This window comes from Coprococcus sp. BIOML-A2 (assembly GCF_009875795.1).
GTDB lineage: Bacteria > Bacillota > Clostridia > Lachnospirales > Lachnospiraceae > Coprococcus > Coprococcus aceti.
The window spans coordinates 57,106-77,760 of record NZ_WWSI01000008.1 but is presented as its reverse complement, the minus strand read 5'-3'; the positions used below and the strand labels follow the sequence as shown (position 1 = coordinate 77,760).

At 45.5% G+C, this 20,655-nt stretch carries 19 protein-coding genes; 18 read left to right on the top strand and 1 reads right to left on the bottom strand.

Features of this window, described 5'->3' with window-relative positions:
* Positions 1 to 35: 35 nt before the first annotated feature.
* The 5 genes from GT575_RS13870 to GT575_RS13850 all read left to right on the top strand — a co-directional run bounded on the left by GT575_RS13870 (position 36) and on the right by GT575_RS13850 (position 5,725).
* Positions 36 to 317, top strand: a complete 282-nt coding sequence (locus GT575_RS13870) for a homing endonuclease associated repeat-containing protein (RefSeq protein WP_055224696.1) — start codon at positions 36 to 38, stop codon at positions 315 to 317.
* Between the two features lie 174 nt (positions 318 to 491).
* Positions 492 to 857 (top strand): helix-turn-helix domain-containing protein, encoded by a 366-nt coding sequence (locus tag GT575_RS13865; protein WP_242857375.1) that lies wholly within the window; start codon positions 492 to 494, stop codon positions 855 to 857.
* Positions 858 to 897: 40 nt separating this feature from the next.
* Positions 898 to 2,799 (top strand): HD domain-containing phosphohydrolase, encoded by a 1,902-nt coding sequence (locus GT575_RS13860; protein ID WP_161172240.1) that lies wholly within the window; start codon positions 898 to 900, stop codon positions 2,797 to 2,799.
* A 19-nt stretch (positions 2,800 to 2,818) separates the two neighbouring features.
* Entirely contained in the window at positions 2,819 to 5,086 is a 2,268-nt protein-coding gene (locus tag GT575_RS13855; protein WP_161172239.1) for an ATP-binding protein, read from the top strand.
* 333 nt (positions 5,087 to 5,419) lie between these two features.
* Positions 5,420 to 5,725, top strand: a complete 306-nt coding sequence (locus GT575_RS13850) for a hypothetical protein (protein WP_161172238.1) — start codon at positions 5,420 to 5,422, stop codon at positions 5,723 to 5,725.
* A 138-nt stretch (positions 5,726 to 5,863) separates the two neighbouring features.
* On the opposite strand, the gene GT575_RS13845 is transcribed toward GT575_RS13850, so the two are convergent.
* Complete coding sequence (locus GT575_RS13845; protein WP_161172237.1) at positions 5,864 to 7,159, bottom strand: serpin family protein; 1,296 nt, start codon at positions 7,157 to 7,159, stop codon at positions 5,864 to 5,866.
* A 269-nt stretch (positions 7,160 to 7,428) separates the two neighbouring features.
* Between GT575_RS13845 and GT575_RS13840 the strand changes: the two genes are divergently transcribed.
* The 13 genes from GT575_RS13840 (at position 7,429) to GT575_RS13780 (ending at position 20,369) form a co-directional block, all read left to right on the top strand.
* Positions 7,429 to 7,854 (top strand): DUF4186 domain-containing protein, encoded by a 426-nt coding sequence (locus GT575_RS13840; RefSeq protein ID WP_161172236.1) that lies wholly within the window; start codon positions 7,429 to 7,431, stop codon positions 7,852 to 7,854.
* 517 nt (positions 7,855 to 8,371) lie between these two features.
* A complete protein-coding gene (locus GT575_RS13835; protein ID WP_015534224.1) occupies positions 8,372 to 8,626 on the top strand; it encodes a helix-turn-helix domain-containing protein in 255 nt (84 codons plus the stop codon).
* Positions 8,627 to 8,856: 230 nt separating this feature from the next.
* Positions 8,857 to 9,234: a MerR family transcriptional regulator gene (locus GT575_RS13830; protein ID WP_161172235.1), complete on the top strand. Its 378-nt coding sequence runs from the start codon at positions 8,857 to 8,859 to the stop codon at positions 9,232 to 9,234.
* A gap of 47 nt (positions 9,235 to 9,281) precedes the next feature.
* On the top strand, positions 9,282 to 11,033 hold the full coding sequence (locus tag GT575_RS13825; protein ID WP_161172234.1) for a 1-deoxy-D-xylulose-5-phosphate synthase: 1,752 nt from the start codon (positions 9,282 to 9,284) through the stop codon (positions 11,031 to 11,033).
* A gap of 310 nt (positions 11,034 to 11,343) precedes the next feature.
* Positions 11,344 to 12,681 (top strand): TrkH family potassium uptake protein, encoded by a 1,338-nt coding sequence (locus GT575_RS13820; protein WP_055147807.1) that lies wholly within the window; start codon positions 11,344 to 11,346, stop codon positions 12,679 to 12,681.
* A gap of 15 nt (positions 12,682 to 12,696) precedes the next feature.
* A complete protein-coding gene (locus tag GT575_RS13815) occupies positions 12,697 to 13,344 on the top strand; it encodes a potassium channel family protein (RefSeq protein WP_015534220.1) in 648 nt (215 codons plus the stop codon).
* A gap of 15 nt (positions 13,345 to 13,359) precedes the next feature.
* On the top strand, positions 13,360 to 13,614 hold the full coding sequence (locus tag GT575_RS13810; RefSeq protein ID WP_015534219.1) for a hypothetical protein: 255 nt from the start codon (positions 13,360 to 13,362) through the stop codon (positions 13,612 to 13,614).
* A 63-nt stretch (positions 13,615 to 13,677) separates the two neighbouring features.
* Complete coding sequence (locus GT575_RS13805) at positions 13,678 to 15,654, top strand: ATP-binding protein (protein WP_161172233.1); 1,977 nt, start codon at positions 13,678 to 13,680, stop codon at positions 15,652 to 15,654.
* Positions 15,647 to 16,348, top strand: coding sequence for a response regulator (locus tag GT575_RS13800; RefSeq protein ID WP_015534217.1), 702 nt, complete (start codon positions 15,647 to 15,649; stop codon positions 16,346 to 16,348). Before GT575_RS13805 ends, GT575_RS13800 begins: the two co-directional genes overlap by 8 nt.
* A 323-nt stretch (positions 16,349 to 16,671) precedes the next feature.
* Complete coding sequence (locus GT575_RS13795; protein ID WP_055147804.1) at positions 16,672 to 17,613, top strand: EamA family transporter; 942 nt, start codon at positions 16,672 to 16,674, stop codon at positions 17,611 to 17,613.
* Between the two features lie 160 nt (positions 17,614 to 17,773).
* Positions 17,774 to 18,448: a zinc dependent phospholipase C family protein gene (locus tag GT575_RS13790; protein WP_161172232.1), complete on the top strand. Its 675-nt coding sequence runs from the start codon at positions 17,774 to 17,776 to the stop codon at positions 18,446 to 18,448.
* Positions 18,449 to 18,744: 296 nt separating this feature from the next.
* Positions 18,745 to 19,989: an ammonium transporter gene (locus GT575_RS13785; protein ID WP_022058952.1), complete on the top strand. Its 1,245-nt coding sequence runs from the start codon at positions 18,745 to 18,747 to the stop codon at positions 19,987 to 19,989.
* 32 nt (positions 19,990 to 20,021) lie between these two features.
* Positions 20,022 to 20,369, top strand: a complete 348-nt coding sequence (locus GT575_RS13780; protein WP_004850656.1) for a P-II family nitrogen regulator — start codon at positions 20,022 to 20,024, stop codon at positions 20,367 to 20,369.
* Positions 20,370 to 20,655 lie beyond the last annotated feature (286 nt).

The following is a 20,655-nucleotide window of genomic DNA, read 5'->3' as shown; positions in this document are numbered from 1 at the left end:
CATAGAAACGCAGAGATGATCCGGAGGAAAGAGGTATGGAGAACAAGAGAGCTGGCTATACACGTGAAGAATGTTGTCAGATGCTTCTGGACGCATATATTTCACTTGGAAGATATCCGAAAAAGTCAGACTTTACACCGGAGCAGGTTGGCTGGATAAAATCCTACCTTGGGCCATGGCCGAGAGCCCTTGAGGCCTGTGGCATTCTTCCTGACCGGTCTGCGGAGCGGGCTGAGGCAAAGAAGCATAAGCGTATAGTTTCCAAGAGGAAGATGACCCAGTACAAGCTTGCGAAGCAGAACTGGAAAACTGAATAAAAAATTTTAAACCACAGGTTTACTTTTAACCTGTGGTTTATTTGTGTTATAGTATCTGTAGATTCCTTCTGACATATTTTATTATTAGTGTTCGGGATATTGACCCAGTTATAAGACTATTGGAGATATTGGTAGTCAGATAGTTTATAGCATTTACAATGGGAGGTATCATTTATGACACAGAACAATTTTCCAATGATCGATCTTTGCGCAACAGGCAAGAGGATCAAAGAAGTGAGAGAGCAGAAAGGAATCACCGTAAAAGCATTGCAGGCATTTCTCGGGTTCAATGAACCTGTATCGATCTACAAGTGGCAGAGGGGCGAATGCCTTCCTACATTTGACAATATGTATGCAATGGCCTGCCTCTTCGGGGTAGGGATTGACGACCTTCTGGTGGGAAACCGCCAGGAGGTTGTTTTTTTGCACTTTCGTCTCCGGGGACGGAGGTGCCAGGTACCTCCGTCCCCCATTAAATATTTGATTAATGGTGGTAGTGTGTTACAATTATATTTATATGTAAGTATAAACTTGAGCTGATCTGGGACCGGAATAATGTACGTGAGATGGGGGATTCGGTATGAAGAATGCAAGCAAGAGGCAGTATATACTGACGCTGATAGTGAGTTTTGTGGCGATTGTGGTACTGTCGTTATGTACGATCATGACATTTTATAGGAAGTCAGTGAATGATACTCTGGCTTTGGCGGCAGAGACTGTTAAGCAGGAGCAGGAATATATGAATTCGTATCTGAATCGAGCTGTGGATGCGGTGGAAGTTACGAAGATCACTGTGGAGCATATGATGAGAGAAGGCCAGTCGGGGCAGGATATACTGAACTTTCTCACGAATGAATCAGATTATTATCTCCAGGATATAGATGCGGCGTTCACAGGTGTATATGGCTTTATAAACGGCGAATATCTTGATGGCACAGACTGGGTTCCCAACGATGATTATGTTCCTCAGGAGCGGGCATGGTACAAGGCAGCAGTGGCGGCAGACGGCCAGCCAACCCTGGGCCAGCCGTACATCGATGCGCAGACAGGTGATATTCTGATGTCAGTCAGCCAGTTACTCTATGATGGTGTGAGCGTAATATCTCTGGATGTAACTCTGGATCAAATACAGGCTGAGACGGAAAAAATCAAATTAAATGGTCAGGGATATGCATTCGTCTGCGACAAGTCAGGCTTGGTGATAACCCATTCAGACAAGAAAGATGTAGGACAGGACTATACCCAGGGTGAAATGTCTGCACTCATGAAGGGCATAACGGACAATGACGGCGAACCATTTCAAGCGGTTGTTGATGACAAGAAGGTGACGGTTTTCAGCTGTTCCATAGTTGATGAATGGTATGTGGTCATGGTCATCACAAATGAGAAGCTGTACCACGGAATAAGAAACCTGATAGGCTACGATATAGGCGTTGGAATAGTTTTATATATAATTATAGTGTTCTTCTGTACCAGATCCAAGAATAGTACGGATGCAATCATGAGCCAGCTCGATGAGACAAATAACGAACTCACAGACCTGAATAATATGGTCATGCAGGCATTTGCCAAGACGATAGATGCAAAGGACAAATACACAAAAGGCCACTCCGTGCGTGTTGCCAGATACAGCCGTGAACTGGTGAAGCGGATGGGCGGAACAATCAGGGAGCAGGACGAGATATATCAGATAGCACTGCTTCATGATATGGGCAAGATACGTATTCCAGACAACATAATCAACAAGCCGGGAAGACTTACGGATGAAGAATTCTCCATGATAAAGCTTCACTGTGTAAATGGATACCATATTCTCAAGAATATAAATGCATTTCCGGAACTGGCGGTGGGCGCAAAGTATCACCACGAGAGGTACGATGGAACAGGATATCCAAGTGGGCTGAAGGGAGAAAATATACCAAGGTGTGCAAGGATCATAGCGGTGGCAGACAGCTATGATGCCATGACATCCAACCGAAGCTACAGATACGCCCTGCCACAGAAGATAGTGCGCGATGAGATGGAGAAGGGCAAGGGCAGTCAGTTTGATCCGGACATTGCAGAAGTCATGCTCAGTATGATTGATGAGGATGAAGACTACAACATGAGACAGGTCGAGAAGATGGTCAGCAATATCCTTGTTGTAGATGACGAGAAGATAAATATCAGACTTATAGAGAATATCTGCAAAAACGAGCCTCTCTACAAGGTCATTGCGGCTGAGAGCGGAAAGCAGGCCATAGACATAGTGGGAAATCAGCAGATAGACCTAGTATTGCTCGATATCGAGATGCCAGACATGGATGGATTCCAGACGCTGGAAGAGATACGAAAGATCACAGACGTACCGGTCATATTCGTAACAGCTTATAAGGATTATAAGCTGATAGAGAGAGCGAGACAGATGGGGGTTGAGGATTATATTACGAAGCCGTTCCTTCCAATAGTTTTCCTTGAGACCTTGTACGGAGTTATCGGTTAAATACAGATGGGGGGACACTTTGGGGAAGATAGTAAATGAGAAATCAGATAAAAAAAGTTCAAAGGCTGTACCTTGGAAGAAGATGCTCAACAATGATACGGACATGCAGCTGCTTCTATTTAATATAATTACAGGTGGAGGCACCGTTGGCGGGATCATCAGCTTTATAGCGAGCCTGATCATCAAGACTCCACTTATACAAGATGTTGGCATATTGACCGCGTTGGCTGTGCTCGGCATATGCATTTACCTTGCAAATGCAAAAAAGATGGTGAGACAGAGTGCTATAGTGATCGTTTTTGTTATAACTTTGGTGGCATTTCCGATGATGTTCTTCACCTCGGGCGGAGCGTACAGCGGTATGGGTTTCTGGTTTGGCTTAGGCATGATATTCTCATTCCTTCTGATAGATGGCATGTTTTGCTATGTCATGCTGGCTGTCCAGATCATAATGGTGGTTGCATGTTACATAGTCTCGTATAAATACCCAGAACTGGTGATCCCATTGGCAAATGAGAGAAGTGTGTATGTAGACATGCTCCAGAGCCTTATAATATTCGGCATAGTTATCGGATCCATAGTGAGATTCCAGAATGCCGTATACAAGTGTAAACTAGAGGAGATAGAGCAGATAAATGAGGAGCTTACCAGAGCGAAGGATGATGCTGATGTGGCGAACCATGCCAAATCCGAGTTCCTTGCGCATATGTCCCATGAGATCAGGACTCCGCTAAATACCATAGTGGGGATGAATGAGATAATAATGAGAGAGACACACGAGGAACAAACCATGAAATGTGCTAGGGATATACAGAGCTCAAGTGATATCCTGGTAGATCTGGTTAGGGATGTGCTGGATTTCTCCAAGATAGAATCGGGCAGGATGGAGATAGTCAATGAGGAATATCATTTCAGCCAGCTGCTCAGCAATGTGTTGTCTGTTATGGAGTCCAGAGCAAGACAGAAGAATCTGGAGCTTGATGCCGAGGTTCAGGAGACTTTGTACAATGATCTGAAAGGCGATTCTGCCAGAATATGCCGGATCCTGATAAATCTTATTGGAAATGCTGTGAAGTATACGAAGAAAGGTTCGATCAGAGTGACCGTCCATATGGAGGATCATGGTGCAGATCCCCATAATGTGGAACTGGTCATGGCTGTTCGTGATACTGGAATCGGAATAAAAGAGGAAGATCAGGAGAGACTTTTCAAAGATTTTGAGCGGCTTGATCTGTCGAATAACCGATCTATAGAGGGGACAGGACTCGGGCTGGCTATCACATATCACCTTGTGGAAATGATGGGTGGAAGTATAACCTGTCATAGTAAGTATGGACATGGGACTACATTTGTGGTAAAAATCAGCCAGGAACGTTTGTCCGATGAGAGAATAGGTGATTTTAAGGACAGGCACAGACAGTATATGAAGGAGAGAAAGACGTATAAGAGCAAATTGTGTGCCCCGGATGTCAGTGTTCTTGTTGTGGATGACAATGTCATGAATCTGAAAGTTATCAAGATGATGCTTAAGCCTACACGTATGAAGGTTTCGACCTGTGCCAGCGGTGCCGAGTGTCTGGAGCTTATAAAAAAGTACAGGTATGATATCATCCTTATGGATCACATGATGCCTGAGATGGATGGCATGGAGACATTTCACCGTGCTATGCTCATGCGCGACAGCCTGTGTGGCAGGAGTACATATATAGTCATGACTGCAAATGCTGTCATGGGTGCAAGAGAGATGTATCTGGCGGAAGGATTTAAGGATTATATCAGCAAGCCGGTGCAGCCGGAGGTGCTGGAAGATATCCTGATGAGATATATACCTGAGGATAAGCTGGTGGATCCGGCGGTATGTGATGAAGATCGGGAAAGCCCAACAATGGGTGCCGGAACCGTAGACGAAAAAACAGATGTTATGGGAAAACAGGATTCAGACATATCTTGTAAAGAAGTTCACATTGACCACGAGAAAGGTCTTACATACTGCGGGGGCAGTGAAGACTTTTTGAAAGAAATCATATCAATGTATGCAGCTGACGACAAGCGCACAGAGATACAGAAGGCTTATGATGAAAAAGATTGGGACGGCTACAGGATATTGATACATACGGTAAAAAGTACATCCAGAACGATCGGAGCCATGGAACTGGGCGATGAGGCGCAGGAGCTGGAGAATGCGGTTAAAGAACTTGATGTGGATATGATCTGCAAGATGCATGAGAGTGTGATGGCTTATTACTCGGCTGTACTTGACTGGTGCCGTGCGACAACCGCTCAGTAGGCCCGAAATTTTCACAAGACGATAGAATGTAGAACATAGTGCACATATGCAATATTGCAATATGCACAAAAGCAGATTACTAATACATGAATACTTGACATTTTCCCATATAATAATACGTTATTATGATATATAATATTGTATTATTTAAAAAATGGGGGAGACTAGGCAATTGTTAAGCAGACAGATCCATCAGCCATACATGAGAATGATGTCATATCATTTTATTCATCGGATCCGGCTCTTTCTGGTGCAGTAAATACACATAGAGTTGTCTCGATAGAGACAGATGGTAATAATTACAGGTATATTACAAAAGGCGATGCCAATAATGTGGTGGACCGTTACGATGTGGACTCAAGAGATCTGCTTGGCAAAGTGGTGTGGTCATCGCTCATACTTGGCAAGATAGTGAGGCTTGTGTCCAACCCACTTATATTTGTACCCATAATTCTTGTTCCGCTTGCCATTATACTCATAGCCAACCTCGTAAAGACTGTATCCTATGCAAGAAAGATAGCAAAGGATGAGGAGGAAGCAGCCGTAAAAGAGGCGATCCAGTATATACGGGAGAAGAATCTCAGAGAAACAGGTGACACGACAGAATCCAATGAGAATTCAGAGAGAAAGTCGGAATAGCGGGTCTATAGAAAAAAGCACACAAGATTTTGAGATCTTGTGTGCTTTTTTGATATTCGCAAAGAAAAGTGAAAATGTTCCATTTTTTGCGAGTAAAAGCTGCTGAAGCAAGTCCTGGTATGTGTCGATAATCAAAAATTACAGCGAATTCACCCTGCCCATGAACAGGATCATGCCAGTGCTCTGATCTTCAATCACATACACAAATGGCTTGTCCACAATAAAGTTATATGTTTCCTCACTTGGCATCATTGCTGTTTCCTTGATCATGATGTCTGTCTCTGCTGCGGCCTTGGTTCCGTTCTCGTCCACAATCACCTTTGCTTTGTGGTTGACTGATGAAACGGCTATGCCATCGGCGATCTTGGAGAAGTCAGCACTCTCCGAATATGCCGACTGGATTCCCATGTTTTTCAGAATGTCGTCAAGACCGTCGATACTCTGCTCATCTGTGAATTTTGGGAGCTGGAGTGTATCGATCTCTACGTTGTTGGCATTATCCAGAGAGTCGATGAGCTTCTGTTTTTCTTCGTTGCTTAGTTTGTCAAAGAGTTCATTTATGTCTCCGTCATCGGCGGTTGGCATGAACACCTTCATGACAACATTGTCGCCGTCGTATGGAAGAGTGATTCCTTTGATCTCACCGTTGTCCATGTATGTGAAGTGCTCACCGTAGAGATGCATCATATCAACAACGCTTTCCTTGTCGGTTCCGTAGAAGCTGCTCTGAAAAGTTTTATCCTCGGTAAAAGGAGTATCCCATTTCCCCTCGAAGTAAACTGCGTTTATGAGCATCATCACGGTTCCGCCAGGAATCTCCTTTAAGATTTCAGGGATCATCTTGTTGGTGTTGTCACTCACCCAGTTGTTGACATTTTGAACAACCTTGTCTGCCTGACCATCGAAGTCGGCCTCGTAGATTTCACCGGAGTAATAATCCTTGGCAGGTGTAAGAAAGTCGGAATTTATATTGGCCGCCCAAGTCGTTCCCTTGTTCATCCATACTGAATTTGCTGTGTTGACAAATGTATTCTGAGACCAGTCCTTTGACAGATATGCCTTCATCTCATCGTTCCACTTATCAAGATCTGTTATGCCGAGAGCGTTTTCTAGCTCATTTTTTGTTGTACCGCCGGCACCTACATCCAGCATGGACAGTGCACTTGCAATGCTGTAAGGCGAGTAAAATATGTTCTCGTCAGCTGGAAGTGCAGAATACATATTCATAGAGAATTCATTGATTCCGTTCTTTAGCTGGTCAAATGATGTTATATCCGTTTTGACCGAAGTCACAGTGATGTTGTCAGTGAGGGAAGTGACCGACGAATCAGTTTTGGTGTGACCGGGATTATTCCCCGGTGTATTTGTGCCGCAGCCGGCAAGACCTGCACACATACAGGCGCTGAGTAGTAAAGCTGTCATTCGTTTTTTCATAGTTGAAACCTCCTTATTGTAAAGCCCATCGTATCGTCCCGATGATTTATTGTAACTGGTATATCATTAACTCTCAATATATATACGAGTATCAAGAGTTTTTTTATGGTCTTTAAAAAATTTTTTTTATAAGATTCGTGAGGCAGTGAACAATGAACTTGGAAAATGTACGGATTAGATATATATTAGACACAGAGGCTTAATCAGCTTCTATAATCAGTTTTCATACGGAGGAAATACGATGACACTTATAAATGGAGATGATAGGGTTGACAAAGGAAGAATGGTACGCCCGGCTTTTTGAGCGTCTGGGAAGGTCGAAATTTCGCAGTGGATTTCATTTGACACAGAAAGATATCGACTATATACATGAAAAGGGGCTGGATACCATAAGACAGCATGCACGGGATTTCATAGCGCAGAGGGAAGCTCCGGCATTCATACCAAATGACGGAAAGCAGACTCCCATGCGGGGACATCCGGTATTTGTGGCACAGCATGCGACGGCTACATGCTGCCGGGAATGCATACGTAAGTGGCATACATTTGCCCCGGGAGTGGAGCTTGGTCCAAGACAGCAGGAGTATCTGGTGGATGTTATCATGACCTGGATAGTGAGGGAGCTTGAAGCAGCCGGGGATAAAGGTCGGTCCGGGGATAAAATAATTTTATACCAGCGGTGTAATGACAAATGATTATATTTGTGGTAGAGTACAGTTTAGGTGGTCAAATAAAAGAAGAAAATCAGGACACACCAATAAAAAATGACTTAGGAAAAGGAACCCGGAAGGGTAGTCAGGAAAGGAAAGAATCATGTTAAGTATAGTTTTCGCTAAATACATAACCCGAGAGTTTAATAGTGATGTGGCAGGGAATACTTTACATACAGATGATAAGCTGCGTGAACATATGTACTCATATGGTACAGGGCGAGAGCGTACGGAACATGATCATACAAATATGCTGACCTGAATGATCTGAGCAAATACATAACAGATCAGATAGGTTTCGATAGACTGAGATCAGCCAGATCTATCAGCATTTATAGATTGGAATCATGATGTACGAAAAAGCGTCCATCCATGTGAGTATTATAGAAGTATTCATGTGGATGGGCGTTTTTTGCGTGTTTTTTAACTCGTCTTTGTGAAGAAGAAATCTGTCACAATTGTAGCAATGCAGATGAGATGAGAATTTTGGGAGGGAAGTATTATGTGTAATGTACCAACAATTGACATGACAGGAACAGGCAGAAATATTGTGAAGCTTAGACAGAATGCAGGTTTTTCTGTAAAGGATCTGCAGGATATATTTGGATTTGCCACTCCAAATGCGATATACAAGTGGCAGAAGGGTATGGCTATGCCAACCGTAGATAACCTGATCATTCTGGCCGCCATCTTTGGTGTAACAGTGGATGATATCATTGCAGTAAATATCTGCTCGACAGTTGGAATCAGTGCGTAGCATAAAAATTTACATATTCATGTATATAAAGGCGGACAGCGGTAACTACGTTGCCCGCCTCTTTTATATCCTGTATGGGGTCAGGCACCTCCGTCCCCAGGGGGGAGAAAATTGGGGGTTGACTTGGAGTGAGCTCCAAGTGATATATTCAATGTAACATATAGGTATTGTGTGAGTGCATATAGCTATAAATAGAAAGGTTTTCTTGAAATTAGGAAAGAGGTGGCAATATGACTATCAAAGAAGTAAGTGAAAAGTTTGATATCACCGCTGATACGCTCAGGTATTACGAGAGGGTTGGGCTTATCCCTCCTGTTGCTAGAAATGCTAACGGTAACAGGGATTATCAGGAAAATGATGTCAGTTGGGTTGAACACACTGTATGCATGAGAAATGCTGGTGTTCCGATAGAGGCGCTTATTGAATATGTAAAACTGTTCCAGATGGGAGATGCTACATTTGGCGCGAGGCTGGATCTCCTTAAGGAGCAGTATGAGAAACTTGAGGAGCAGAGAAAACAGATCGAAGCCACCATGGATAGATTACATTACAAGATATCCAAATATGAGGAGGCCGTGAAGACCGGCAAGCTTGTATGGGACAGGTAAATTACCGATGGCGAATGCACTATGTTAAAACAGGAGGATAAAGAAAAATGTATATTGAAAATATCAACGGACCACAGGATGTAAAGAAACTGACAGTAGAAGAGATGGGAACACTTGCAGACGAGATGAGACATGCACTTCTCATCAGAGCCAGCAAACACGGCGGACATTTTGGACCGAACTTTGGTATGGTTGAGGCAACCATAGCACTTCACTATGTATTTGAGTCACCTAAGGATAAGATTGTGTATGACGTGTCACACCAGAGCTATCCTCATAAAATGCTTACTGGAAGAAAGGATGCCTACCTCTATGAGGAGCACTATGATGATGTGACTGGTTACAGCAACCCGCATGAGAGCGAGCACGACTTCTTCACGGTTGGACATACTTCAACATCCATCAGTCTGGCTGCAGGCCTTGCAAAGGCAAGGGACCTTCAGGGCGCAGAGGGCAATGTGATAGCGGTGATAGGCGATGGCTCCCTGTCAGGAGGAGAGGCCCTTGAAGGCTTGGACTACGCTAAAGAACTGGATGGCAACCTCATCATAGTTGTAAATGACAACGATATGTCCATAGCTGAGAACCACGGAGGACTCTATACAAATCTCAAATTACTCAGAGATACTAAGGGAACAGCAGAGTGCAATCTGTTCCGCGCCATGGGACTTGATTATTATTACGTGCACGAAGGCAATGATGTGGCAGCCCTCATAGACACATTCCAGAAGGTAAAAGATTCAAAGAAGCCTGTTGTGGTCCACATCAGAACCCTCAAGGGAAAGGGTTATGCACCAGCCGAGGAGCACAAGGAGCAGTGGCACTACAGCGGACCATTTGACATAGAGACAGGAAGATCGTTATTTGAAGGTGACGAGGAGGACTACTCAAGCGTGTCCTGTGATTACCTGCTTGACAAGATGAAGAAGGATCCAAAGGTCGTTGCCATCACAGCGGGAACACCGACAGTTATAGGATTTACAGAGGATAAGAGACGTGAGGCCGGAAAGCAGTTTGTTGACGTGGGAATCGCAGAGGAGACAGCGGTGGCACTTGCGTCGGGAATTGCAGCAGGCGGCGGAAAGCCAGTGTTCGGTGTGTACAGCTCATTTGTGCAGAGAACATTTGACCAGATATCCCAGGATCTCTGTATCAACAACAATGCAGCCACTATAGTGACATTTGCAGGGTCTGTATATGGGATGAACGATGTGACACATCTGGGCTTTCAGGATATCCCAATGCTTTCAAATATCCCGAATCTTGTATATCTTGCTCCGACAACAAAGGAAGAGTATATTGCCATGCTTGACTGGAGCATAGAGCAGAATGAGCATCCGGTGGCCATCAAGCTTCCAGGTGGTGCGATGGTAAGTGGAAGACCTGTTACGAAGAACTTTGGATATCTGAATAAATATGAGGTGACACAGAAGGGAAGCAAGGTTGCCCTACTCGGCCTTGGAACCTTCTACAGTCTGGCAAATGCTGCAGCAGACGAGATGAAGAGTGAGCTTGGAATAGATGCCACTGTCATCAATCCTTACTATATCACAGGTCTCGATGAGGAACTTCTTGAAAGCCTCAAGGCAGACCACTCGGTTGTCGTCACCATCGAGGATGGTATACTGGACGGCGGATTTGGCGAGAAGATTGCAAGATTCTACGGTGATTCGGATATGAAGGTACTGAATTATGGTCTTAAGAAGGAATTCCTTGACAGGTACGATGTCGAAGAGGTTCTTAAGGATAATCGTCTTGATGCAGAGATGATCGCGGAGGACGTTAAGGGCCTTTTGTAAAGAGTATGATTATCTATGATAGATATATTTATGTGAATAATTTATTAGTAGAAATATAGAACAGATATAAAATGCCCCATATAATTCTGAAATTATTTATTCCCAGAAATTATATGGGGATATTTTATTCGAATGTCTGATCATGATATGATGCCGAGTTCTGTCAGAATTGATATGGCTCCTTCGGCGATGTCTTTGTCAAAGCCGAGCGCCTTAATGCAATCTTAATACAGCACACCGGATCATTACACCGTTTTTTTATATTTCATGATATACTCTTTGTAAACAAACAAAAACAGGAGAAGTATATATGTCTGAAATTACACATAGAAAAAAGCGACTGTCATCCTTTAAGCTGATCGTTTTGGGCTTTGCCGGGGTTATTCTGCTCGGAGCACTGATATTGATGCTGCCGTTTTCATCGACTGCCGGAGTTGTTACGCCGTTTCACGAGGCGCTGTTCACATCGACCTCGGCCGTTTGCGTTACGGGGCTGGTCGTGCAGGATACGGGCAGTTATTGGTCCGCTTTCGGGCAGACGGTAATACTGCTGATGATCCAGATAGGCGGGCTCGGTGTTGTGACAGTTGCGGCATTTTTCGCCATGCTGTCCGGCAGAAAAATATCGCTGATGCAGCGCAGTACCATGCAGGACGCCATCTCTGCCCCGAAGGTCGGCGGGATCGTCCGCCTGACCCGCTTTATTGTACGGGGAACTTTTTTGATCGAGCTTATCGGAATGATCGTCATGCTGCCGACATTTTGCAGAAACTTTGGTATCAAGGGAATTTGGATGGCGGCATTTCATTCAATTTCCGCCTTTTGCAACGCCGGCTTTGACATACTCGGCACCGCAGAAAACAAATACCCGTCTCTTACGGGATACATCGGAGAGCCTACAATAAACATTGCAATTATGCTTTTAATTATTGTGGGCGGTATTGGATTTTTGACCTGGGACGATATTTACACAAACAAGTGGCATTTCAAAAAATACCGTATGCAAAGTAAGGTCATATTGGTAACAACGGCAATCCTCATTATCGCTCCCGCAGTATTCTTTTTCTTCTGTGATTTTACGGGGCTGCCGCTCGCCGAAAGGATTCTTGCGTCGCTTTTTCAGTCTGTCACACCGAGAACCGCCGGTTTCAATACCGCCGATCTTCCCGCTATGACCGGTTCCTCCAAGGCAATTATGATTCTGCTGATGCTCGTCGGCGGATCGCCCGGCTCCACGGCAGGCGGTATGAAAACGACCACGCTTGCCGTTCTGATTCTGAGTGCATTCTCCGTCTGTTGCAAAAAGGACGATGTCGAAGTCTGCGGCAGGCGCATTGACGGTTCGGCAGTGAAAAACGCCGCAGCCGTTGCCGTAATGTATTTCCTGCTGTTTTTTGTCGGCGGCATTGTTATCAGCACGGCAGAAGGTCTGCCGCTTAGCACCTGCCTTTACGAAACGGCGTCCGCTGTCGGAACGGTCGGGCTTACCCTTGGGATCACACCGCAGCTCGGTGTTCTTTCTCAGCTTATTTTGATCGTCTTGATGTATCTCGGCAGAGTCGGCGGACTTACCCTGATTTACGCGGCGATCTCCAATAAAAATCAGAGCGGTGCAAAGCTGCCGCTCGAAAATATCACAGTCGGATAAAGGAGTTACTATATTATGAAAAACATATTGTTGATAGGTCTCGGCAGATTCGGTAGGCATATCGCTTTGCAGCTGAATAAGCTCGGGCATGAGGTGATGGCGGTAGACAGCAACGAAGAAAGGGTCAATAAAATTCTGCCGATCGTTACTAACGCACAGATAGGTGACAGCACAAACACGGAATTTTTAAAGTCGCTCGGAATCGGAAACTTTGATGTGTGCATAGTCACCATAGGAGGAAATTTTCAAAATTCGCTGGAAACCACTTCTTTGCTGAAAGAACTCGGCGCAAAATTAGTTGTATCCCGTGCCGAGCGTGATGTGCAGGAGAAATTTCTTCTGCGTAACGGAGCGGACGAGGTCGTTTACCCAGAAAAACAGGTAGCAAATTGGGCTGCTATTCGGTACACCGCCGATCACATACGGGATTACATCGAGGTCGATGAGGCTCATGCCATTTTTGAGGTAGAGGTTCCGGAGGGGTGGATCGGAAAAACCGTCGGAGAGCTGGATATCCGCAGAAAATACAGCATCAATATCATGGCGACCAAGGAGAACGGAAAAATCAATATGGCAGTTTCACCGGAAACCGTTCTTACGAACAAGACCACTCTTTTGGTTCTCGGTGCTTACAAAGAACTGCAAAAGTGTTTTCGCATTTAACAGAGGTGAGTGAGGATGGCTGAACTATTGCTGATCGTCAGCCTGCTTGGCATATTTGCTTTCGGATTTTATCTTATGAGCAGGCTGGATCGATTTCTTGAAGAAAACAGAAAAGCATTGTTAAAGGAAAACGAATCCCGTGAGCCTTCCGAAATTCTGCTGCCGCAGGGGCTGTCCGAAAGTGAAATATTATGTGAGATCCGCCGTTTTCGTGAAACGCACGGAAATGTCGATATTATTCTTTCCGATGGGCAGAAGAATGATTTTTAGACTGCGGTAGATTTTTTTACAGTTTTACTGTATAATAATAAAATAAAAATGGCGGTGAAACCGATGAAAGTACAAAACGAACAGTCAAAATTCGATACAGACGAGCATATCCTTGTCTGCCTATCCTCTTCTCCGTCCAATGCAAGGATCATACACACCGCCGCAAAGATGGCTAAGACCCTTCATGCAAGATTTACCGCCATCTATGTGCAGACGGATACGGTCATAAATGATGAGGATCAGTCCCGACTTTCGCAGAACATACAGCTCGCGCAAAGGCTCGGCGCCGAGATCGTTATGACGCACGGCGAGGATGTACCGCTGCAGATCTCGGAATATGTCAGGCTTTCCGATGTCACAAAAATTGTGATCGGGCAAAGCAGTGCCAGACGCAGATGGCTGTTCGGAAGACCGACTCTCACTGAAAAGCTGATCTCCTCCGCCCCCGATGTTGACATTCATATTATTCCCGATGCACTGAACTACACAAAGCCGCACAGACGCCGTCTGTTCTTAGGTGCAGAGATACCGTCGCTGCGGGATATTGCCGTGACCGTCCTGGCGCTTGCCGTATGTACGGCGATCGGGTTTCTGTTCGACCATCTCGACTTTCCCGATACCAATATCGTTACGGTATACATCCTAGGTGTGCTGATGATCTCCGTTTTGACCAAAGGATACCTTTGCAGTATGGCAGGCTCACTTCTAAGTGTTGTATTGTTCGGATTTTTCCTTACCGAACCCAGGTTGTCCTTTCAGACATATGCCGTAGGCTATCCCGTTACCTTTGCAGTCATGCTGGCGTCTTCCGTTCTCACCGGCACGCTTGCCTCGAAGCTGAAAGATCATGCAAGGCTCTCGGCTCGCTCCGCGTTCCGTGTGCAGGTGCTGTTCGACACTGATCGTCTGCTGCAAAAAGCAAAAAGCAACGATGATGTTTTAAGCGTGACCTGTATGCAGCTCTCGCGGCTGCTTGACCGAAGCATTGTTGCCTATACGAAAGGCGAAAACGGAATGTTGTCCGGGCGGCTGTATGCCGAAAAAAAGGATACACACGCTGAAAAGCTGCTAAGCGATGCAGAGCGGCAGACCGCAGAATGGGTGCTTCAAAACGGTTGCCGTGCAGGAGCAGCGACAGCACAGTTTGGAAAATCCGAATGTCTTTATTTTGCGATCCGTGCAGGCGGCAGAGTATACGGTGTAATCGGGATACCGATGAAACCCGAAAAGCCCGATTCATTTGAGAGCAGCATCGTACTTTCGGTTGTGAACGAATGTGCGCTGGCAATGGATAATGCTCACAACGCCGCCGAAAAGGAACGGGCGGCAGATCTTGCAAAAAGCGAGCAGCTGCGCGCCGACCTTTTGCGGTCGATCTCACACGATCTGCGCACGCCGCTTTGCTCCGTTTCGGGTAATGCGGACACGCTTTTGCATAACGGAAACTGCCTGGACGAAGCAACCAAGCAGCAGATCTATAAAGATATTTATGACGATTCCGAATGGCTGATCGGCGTGGTGGAAAATCTGCTGTATGTTACACGGCTGAATGACGGACGCCTGAAGCTGGAGCTTACCGACCAGCTTGTAGACGAAGTGGTCAACGAAGCCGTTTCGCACTTGAAGAAAAAATCCGTCGGACACAAGGTGACGGTAAGGTGCGACGATTTGATCCTTGCCCGTATGGACGCACAGCTTATCGTGCAGGTCATTGTCAACCTTATTGATAATGCTTTGAAATATACCGAACAAGGCTCCGAGATCTGCGTAAGTGCCGAAAAACAGGGCGGGGATGCCGTAATCCGAGTCGCCGATAACGGAAACGGAATTGCAGACGATATGAAACCGCATATTTTTGAGATGTTTTACACCGGGAAAAATACCGTTGCAGACAGCCGCAGAAGCTTCGGGATCGGGCTTACCCTGTGTAAATCTATCGTAGAGCTGCACGGCGGAACGCTGACGCTTACGGATAACGTACCGCACGGCTGCATATTTACCTTTACTTTACCGCTCAGCGAGGTGACTCTGAATGAATAAACCCCTTGTTCTCGTTGTGGAGGACGACCGTCCCGTCCGCAATCTGATCGTAACAACATTAAAGGCGCACGATTACCGCTACCTGACCGCGGAGAACGGACACAGCGCTATTATAGAAGCGACCTCCCATAACCCGGATATCGTTCTGCTGGATCTGGGGTTGCCGGATATCGACGGCACACAGGTGATCGAAAGCATCCGCTCATGGTCAAATATGCCCATTATTGTGATCAGTGCGCGCAGCGAGGATAAAGACAAAATCACGGCGCTGGATGCCGGGGCGGACGACTATCTGACAAAGCCCTTTTCCATAGAGGAGCTTTTGGCACGCCTTCGGGTCACGCAAAGACGGCTGCTGCTGCTTCAGGCAAGCGGCGACGCCGACTCACCCGTTTTCCAAAACGGCAAGCTTAAAATTGATTATGCTGCCGGCTGTGCTTATCTAAATGGGGAGGAATTGCACCTGACCCCGATTGAATACAAGCTTTTGTGTCTGCTCTCTCATAATGTCGGAAAGGTGCTGACGCACACCTATATCACGCAGCAGATTTGGGGCAGCAGCTGGGAAAAAGATATTGCTTCTCTGCGGGTGTTTATGGCGACCCTGCGCAAAAAGCTGGAGTCGCAAAAGGACAGTCCGCAATACATTCAGACGCATATCGGCGTCGGTTACCGTATGCTACGGGTAGACTGAGAAAAGCGAGAAAACAAGGATTTGAACTTATATGCAATAGAAAAGTGCTTGGCTTTGCTTTGGGGAGTATAAAACACAGCCTGTGCCAATTTGCCGTCCGAAACCGGGCGGCTTTGCTGTTTTTACGGAAATATACTGCTCACTATTCCAGACTGACGGACGCCGCCATTGTAGAATAAATCACTTTGCAGTAACTGTTACGCCCGCAACCTTAATCAAAGATCAAAATTTTTTCTAATCATTTTCCTGTTAGCTATAAAGATGATACAAAATGATAAATGTAAGTGTGTCTTACGGTCACATATAAATGGGAGGCGCGTAAAATGTGGATATTATTTGCTGCTGGTTCTTCGTTCTTTGCGGGAATCACGGCGATACTTGCAAAATGCGGTATAAGAAAGACGGATTCTGATGTGGCGACGGCCATAAGGACAGTTGTGGTTCTGCTGTTTGCTTGGCTGATGGTTCTTGTCACAGGAGCCTGGACTGCAGACACATATATCAGCGGCAAGACTTTGCTTTTTCTGGTCCTCTCCGGCCTTGCAACCGGCGCATCCTGGCTGTGTTATTTCAGGGCGCTGCAGAAAGGGGATATCAACAAGGTCGTTCCCATAGACAAATCAAGCACCGTGCTCACGATTCTGCTTGCCCTTATATTCCTACATGAGGGGATCACCTGGGTTAAGGGTATCTCAATAGTTATGATAGGTGTGGGCACTATGCTTATGATCACCAAAAAGAAAACTGCAGATGATCAGGAGCTGTCAGGGAAAGATGTCGAACATATGTCAACAGACGGTGGCAGTGTGGCACAGAAACAGCGGGGAATGGGACTTTTGCATGGCAGCTGGCTGTTGTACGCCGTGCTCTCAGCTGTTTTTGCCAGTCTGACAGCGATACTCGGCAAGGTAGGGATATCGGATATCAACTCAAATCTGGGCACGGCGATCAGGACAACGGTGGTTCTTGTCATGGCTTGGCTTATGGTGTTTGTGTCAGGAAAACAGCATGAGATAAATGGCATAGAGATGAAGGAGCTGCTGTTTATTGCGCTTTCCGGAATAGCCACGGGAGCATCCTGGCTGTGTTATTACAGGGCACTTCAGGACGGACCGGCAAGCGTGGTAGTACCGATAGACAAGCTGAGCATGCTCATCACCATTGCATTTTCAGGAATCGTGTTCCATGAAAAGCTGACCAAGAAAGCGGCTGTTGGCGTGGTATGCATCACTGCTGGAACTCTCTTAATTGCCATGAATTTCTGAATATTTTACGGTCTATTTAGAAAGTATTTATAGTTTCTTCCTGTGGATTTTATATCTATCGTTTACACTATATACAACGAAAAAGATATAGAGGATACATTTGTACATGAGAAGCTTATCAAGCTGTGCTTGATGGCAGAACAGGCAGGAGGCGTTAAATATGAGAACAGCAGACCACATGAATCTGAGCAGCTATATTATGGATCACATGGATGCCGGCGCATCTAAGCTGCAGAAGGCGGCGTTCATATTTGGCAGCATAGAGCCGGATATCAATATGCTGACTTATTTCAGGGGCAGCATCCGTGGCGAGGAGAAACTTAGAGGACACAATTACGAAAATGTCATGAAGTATATGGAAAAACTCACAAAGAAACTTGAGAAAGGCGGAATGGGAACTGTCAGACAGAGCTTTCTTCTCGGAAAGCTTGTTCACTATGTGGCGGATTCATTCACATATCCGCACAACAGTATATTTCCTGGGAATCTTAGAGAACACTGCCAGTACGAGACAGAGCTGCATGACTATGTGAATCAGATGATATCATCCGATAATGTAAATTTAGATAGTATTGATGATGGAATAGATATAGTTGAATATCTTGAGGAAATTCATTACAGATATGTCAGTGAGGCTCTGGGATGCGAGAATGATTACAGACATATCACACATGCAATATCCGTGGTTACAGAGCGGTTCTGGCAGACAGAGAGTGTGTCAGTGCCATCCATGCGGGATGTTGCAATTGCATGTAAGGAACATATCCCGGTTACGGCAAATGTAAGTATGGCAGCAGCTGGAAATGCTGGAATGGAGCCCACAGGGGTGGCGTAGAAATAGCAGCCGTAAAAAATCTGATATGTCTAAATTGAGTGCGCGATAAAGATTTAATTAAGAAACTTTGCAAAAACAACAAAATAGCTTGTGAAAAACAATTTAAAATTACCTCTTGCATTATTTTCTGAAGTCTGCTATTATAAATCACGACAAAGGCGTCAAATGAATCGAAAAGATTCGTTTGGCGCCTTTTTTGTTTCGACAATGGAGACGGAGGGGACAGGTACCTCCGTCCCCATGGGAGAATGAGATATCGCGTTCCCCAGATGAGTATAATTAAGGAGGAAGAAACTATGAATACGGGAGATACTGGTTTTATTATGATCTGTGCGGCTCTGGTGTTCTTCATGACACCCGGACTTGCATTCTTCTACGGAGGCCTCGTCAGGAGGAAAAATGTTGTAAATACCATCATGGCATGTACGGCCATCATGGGACTTTCAGTTGTCATGTGGGTGTTGTTCGGTTACTCACTCTCATTTGGCACTAATCACGGAGGTGTTATAGGAGATCTCAAGTGGTTTGCACTTAACGGGATAAAGATGGATGAGGCTGGTCCTTATGCGGACAATATACCTCATCTTGTATACGTTGCATTTCAGATGATGTTCGCCATGATCACACCGGCGCTTATCACCGGTTCACTGGTCGGACGTGTGAAGTTCAAGGCGTTGTTCTTCTTCATCATGCTCTGGTCGATCATCGTTTATTATCCGATGGCTCACATGGTATGGGGCCAGGGTGGTTTCCTCGGAGAGATCGGTTCAGTTGATTTCGCGGGAGGAAATGTAGTACATATAAGTTCAGGTGTGAGCGCTCTTGTATTCTCTATCATCCTTGGAAGAAGAAAGGGATATGAGAACACAGCATACAGAGTTCACAACATTCCATTTGTAGCACTCGGTGCATTCATCCTTTGGTTTGGATGGTTCGGTTTCAATGCCGGAAGTGCCCTCGGCGCAAATGGTCTTGCAGCACATGCATTCATGACAACGGCAATTGCCAGTGCCAGCGCAATGCTCTCATGGATGATAATAGATGTGATAAAGGATGGAAAGCCTACCCTGGTCGGTGCATCGACAGGTCTTGTTGTCGGTCTTGTGGCCATAACACCTGGCGCTGGATTTGTGCCGATCTGGTCATCATTCATCATCGGTGCGCTTGTCAGCCCGATCTGCTGCTTTACAATATCATTCCTTAAGGGTAAGCTGAAGATAGACGATGCACTTGATGCATTTGGATGTCATGGTATCGGCGGTATCTGGGGAGGTATCGCAACAGGTTTATTTGCAAAGAGCTCGATCAACAGTGTAGCTCGTTGGGATGGTCTGGTATTCGGAGATGTACATTTGTTCCTGATGCAGCTTGTTGGCATTGTGGTTACGATCGTAGTTGCCGTAGTCGGAACACTTATCTGTCTTGGAATTGTGAGACTTTTCACACCGCTCCGTGTAACAGACAGAGAAGAAAAGGTAGGTCTGGATATCTCAGAGCACGGCGAGAGTGCATATCCAACATTCAATGGACTTGATTCGTAGGACAGCAAAGATATAGGAAGGAGAGATCTATTATGATGATAAAGGTTGAGGCTATCGTGCGCGAGGAGGTCTTTGAGGACGTCAAGGAAGCGTTGAATGCCATAGATGTAAATGGAATTACAGTATCTCAGGTTATGGGATGCGGAGCACAGAGAGGATATAAGAAGCTTGTCCGTGGTACGGAGGTAGATGTGGTGATGCAGCCGAAGATCAAGTTTGAGATAGTTGTGTCATCTGAGGAATGGGAGAAGAAGACCATCGAGGCTATCCAGAAGGCGGCATATACAGGCGAGGTTGGAGACGGCAAGATATTCAGCTACGAGATCCGTACTGCAACTAAGATCCGTACAAAGGAGAGCGGATATGATGCGTTGAATTAAAAGTTTATAAATTCTTTACCAAATACTAGCCGGGAATCCTTTGACAATCAAAGGGTTCCCGTGTTATTATGTCGGAAATATCAGGGAGTAGTTCACATCGGTTATAAGATGTTGTGCGATCTCGTCATCACGTTTTCTGGCTGGGACATACCTGTGCAGGGAACCGGGACGCACGCTTTCGGAGTATATATAGTAGCGTATATAGAACTTGAAAGGAACGAGACTTTTATTGTGTGTTTATCATGCAATGAAGGTCTCGTTCCTTTTTCTTTGCATGACACACACA

Bases quoted from the DNA above. Each gene is read 5' to 3' on its own strand.
- GT575_RS13870 (WP_055224696.1), top strand. From the start codon at position 36: ATGGAGAACAAGAGAGCTGGCTATACACGTGAAGAATGTTGTCAGATG.
- GT575_RS13865 (WP_242857375.1), top strand. From the start codon at position 492: ATGACACAGAACAATTTTCCAATGATCGATCTTTGCGCAACAGGCAAG.
- GT575_RS13860 (WP_161172240.1), top strand. From the start codon at position 898: ATGAAGAATGCAAGCAAGAGGCAGTATATACTGACGCTGATAGTGAGT.
- GT575_RS13845 (WP_161172237.1), bottom strand. From the start codon at position 7,159: ATGAAAAAACGAATGACAGCTTTACTACTCAGCGCCTGTATGTGTGCA.
- GT575_RS13835 (WP_015534224.1), top strand. From the start codon at position 8,372: ATGTGTAATGTACCAACAATTGACATGACAGGAACAGGCAGAAATATT.
- GT575_RS13830 (WP_161172235.1), top strand. From the start codon at position 8,857: ATGACTATCAAAGAAGTAAGTGAAAAGTTTGATATCACCGCTGATACG.
- GT575_RS13825 (WP_161172234.1), top strand. From the start codon at position 9,282: ATGTATATTGAAAATATCAACGGACCACAGGATGTAAAGAAACTGACA.
- GT575_RS13820 (WP_055147807.1), top strand. From the start codon at position 11,344: ATGTCTGAAATTACACATAGAAAAAAGCGACTGTCATCCTTTAAGCTG.
- GT575_RS13815 (WP_015534220.1), top strand. From the start codon at position 12,697: ATGAAAAACATATTGTTGATAGGTCTCGGCAGATTCGGTAGGCATATC.
- GT575_RS13810 (WP_015534219.1), top strand. From the start codon at position 13,360: ATGGCTGAACTATTGCTGATCGTCAGCCTGCTTGGCATATTTGCTTTC.
- GT575_RS13805 (WP_161172233.1), top strand. From the start codon at position 13,678: ATGAAAGTACAAAACGAACAGTCAAAATTCGATACAGACGAGCATATC.
- GT575_RS13800 (WP_015534217.1), top strand. From the start codon at position 15,647: ATGAATAAACCCCTTGTTCTCGTTGTGGAGGACGACCGTCCCGTCCGC.
- GT575_RS13795 (WP_055147804.1), top strand. From the start codon at position 16,672: ATGTGGATATTATTTGCTGCTGGTTCTTCGTTCTTTGCGGGAATCACG.
- GT575_RS13790 (WP_161172232.1), top strand. From the start codon at position 17,774: ATGAGAACAGCAGACCACATGAATCTGAGCAGCTATATTATGGATCAC.
- GT575_RS13785 (WP_022058952.1), top strand. From the start codon at position 18,745: ATGAATACGGGAGATACTGGTTTTATTATGATCTGTGCGGCTCTGGTG.
- GT575_RS13780 (WP_004850656.1), top strand. From the start codon at position 20,022: ATGATGATAAAGGTTGAGGCTATCGTGCGCGAGGAGGTCTTTGAGGAC.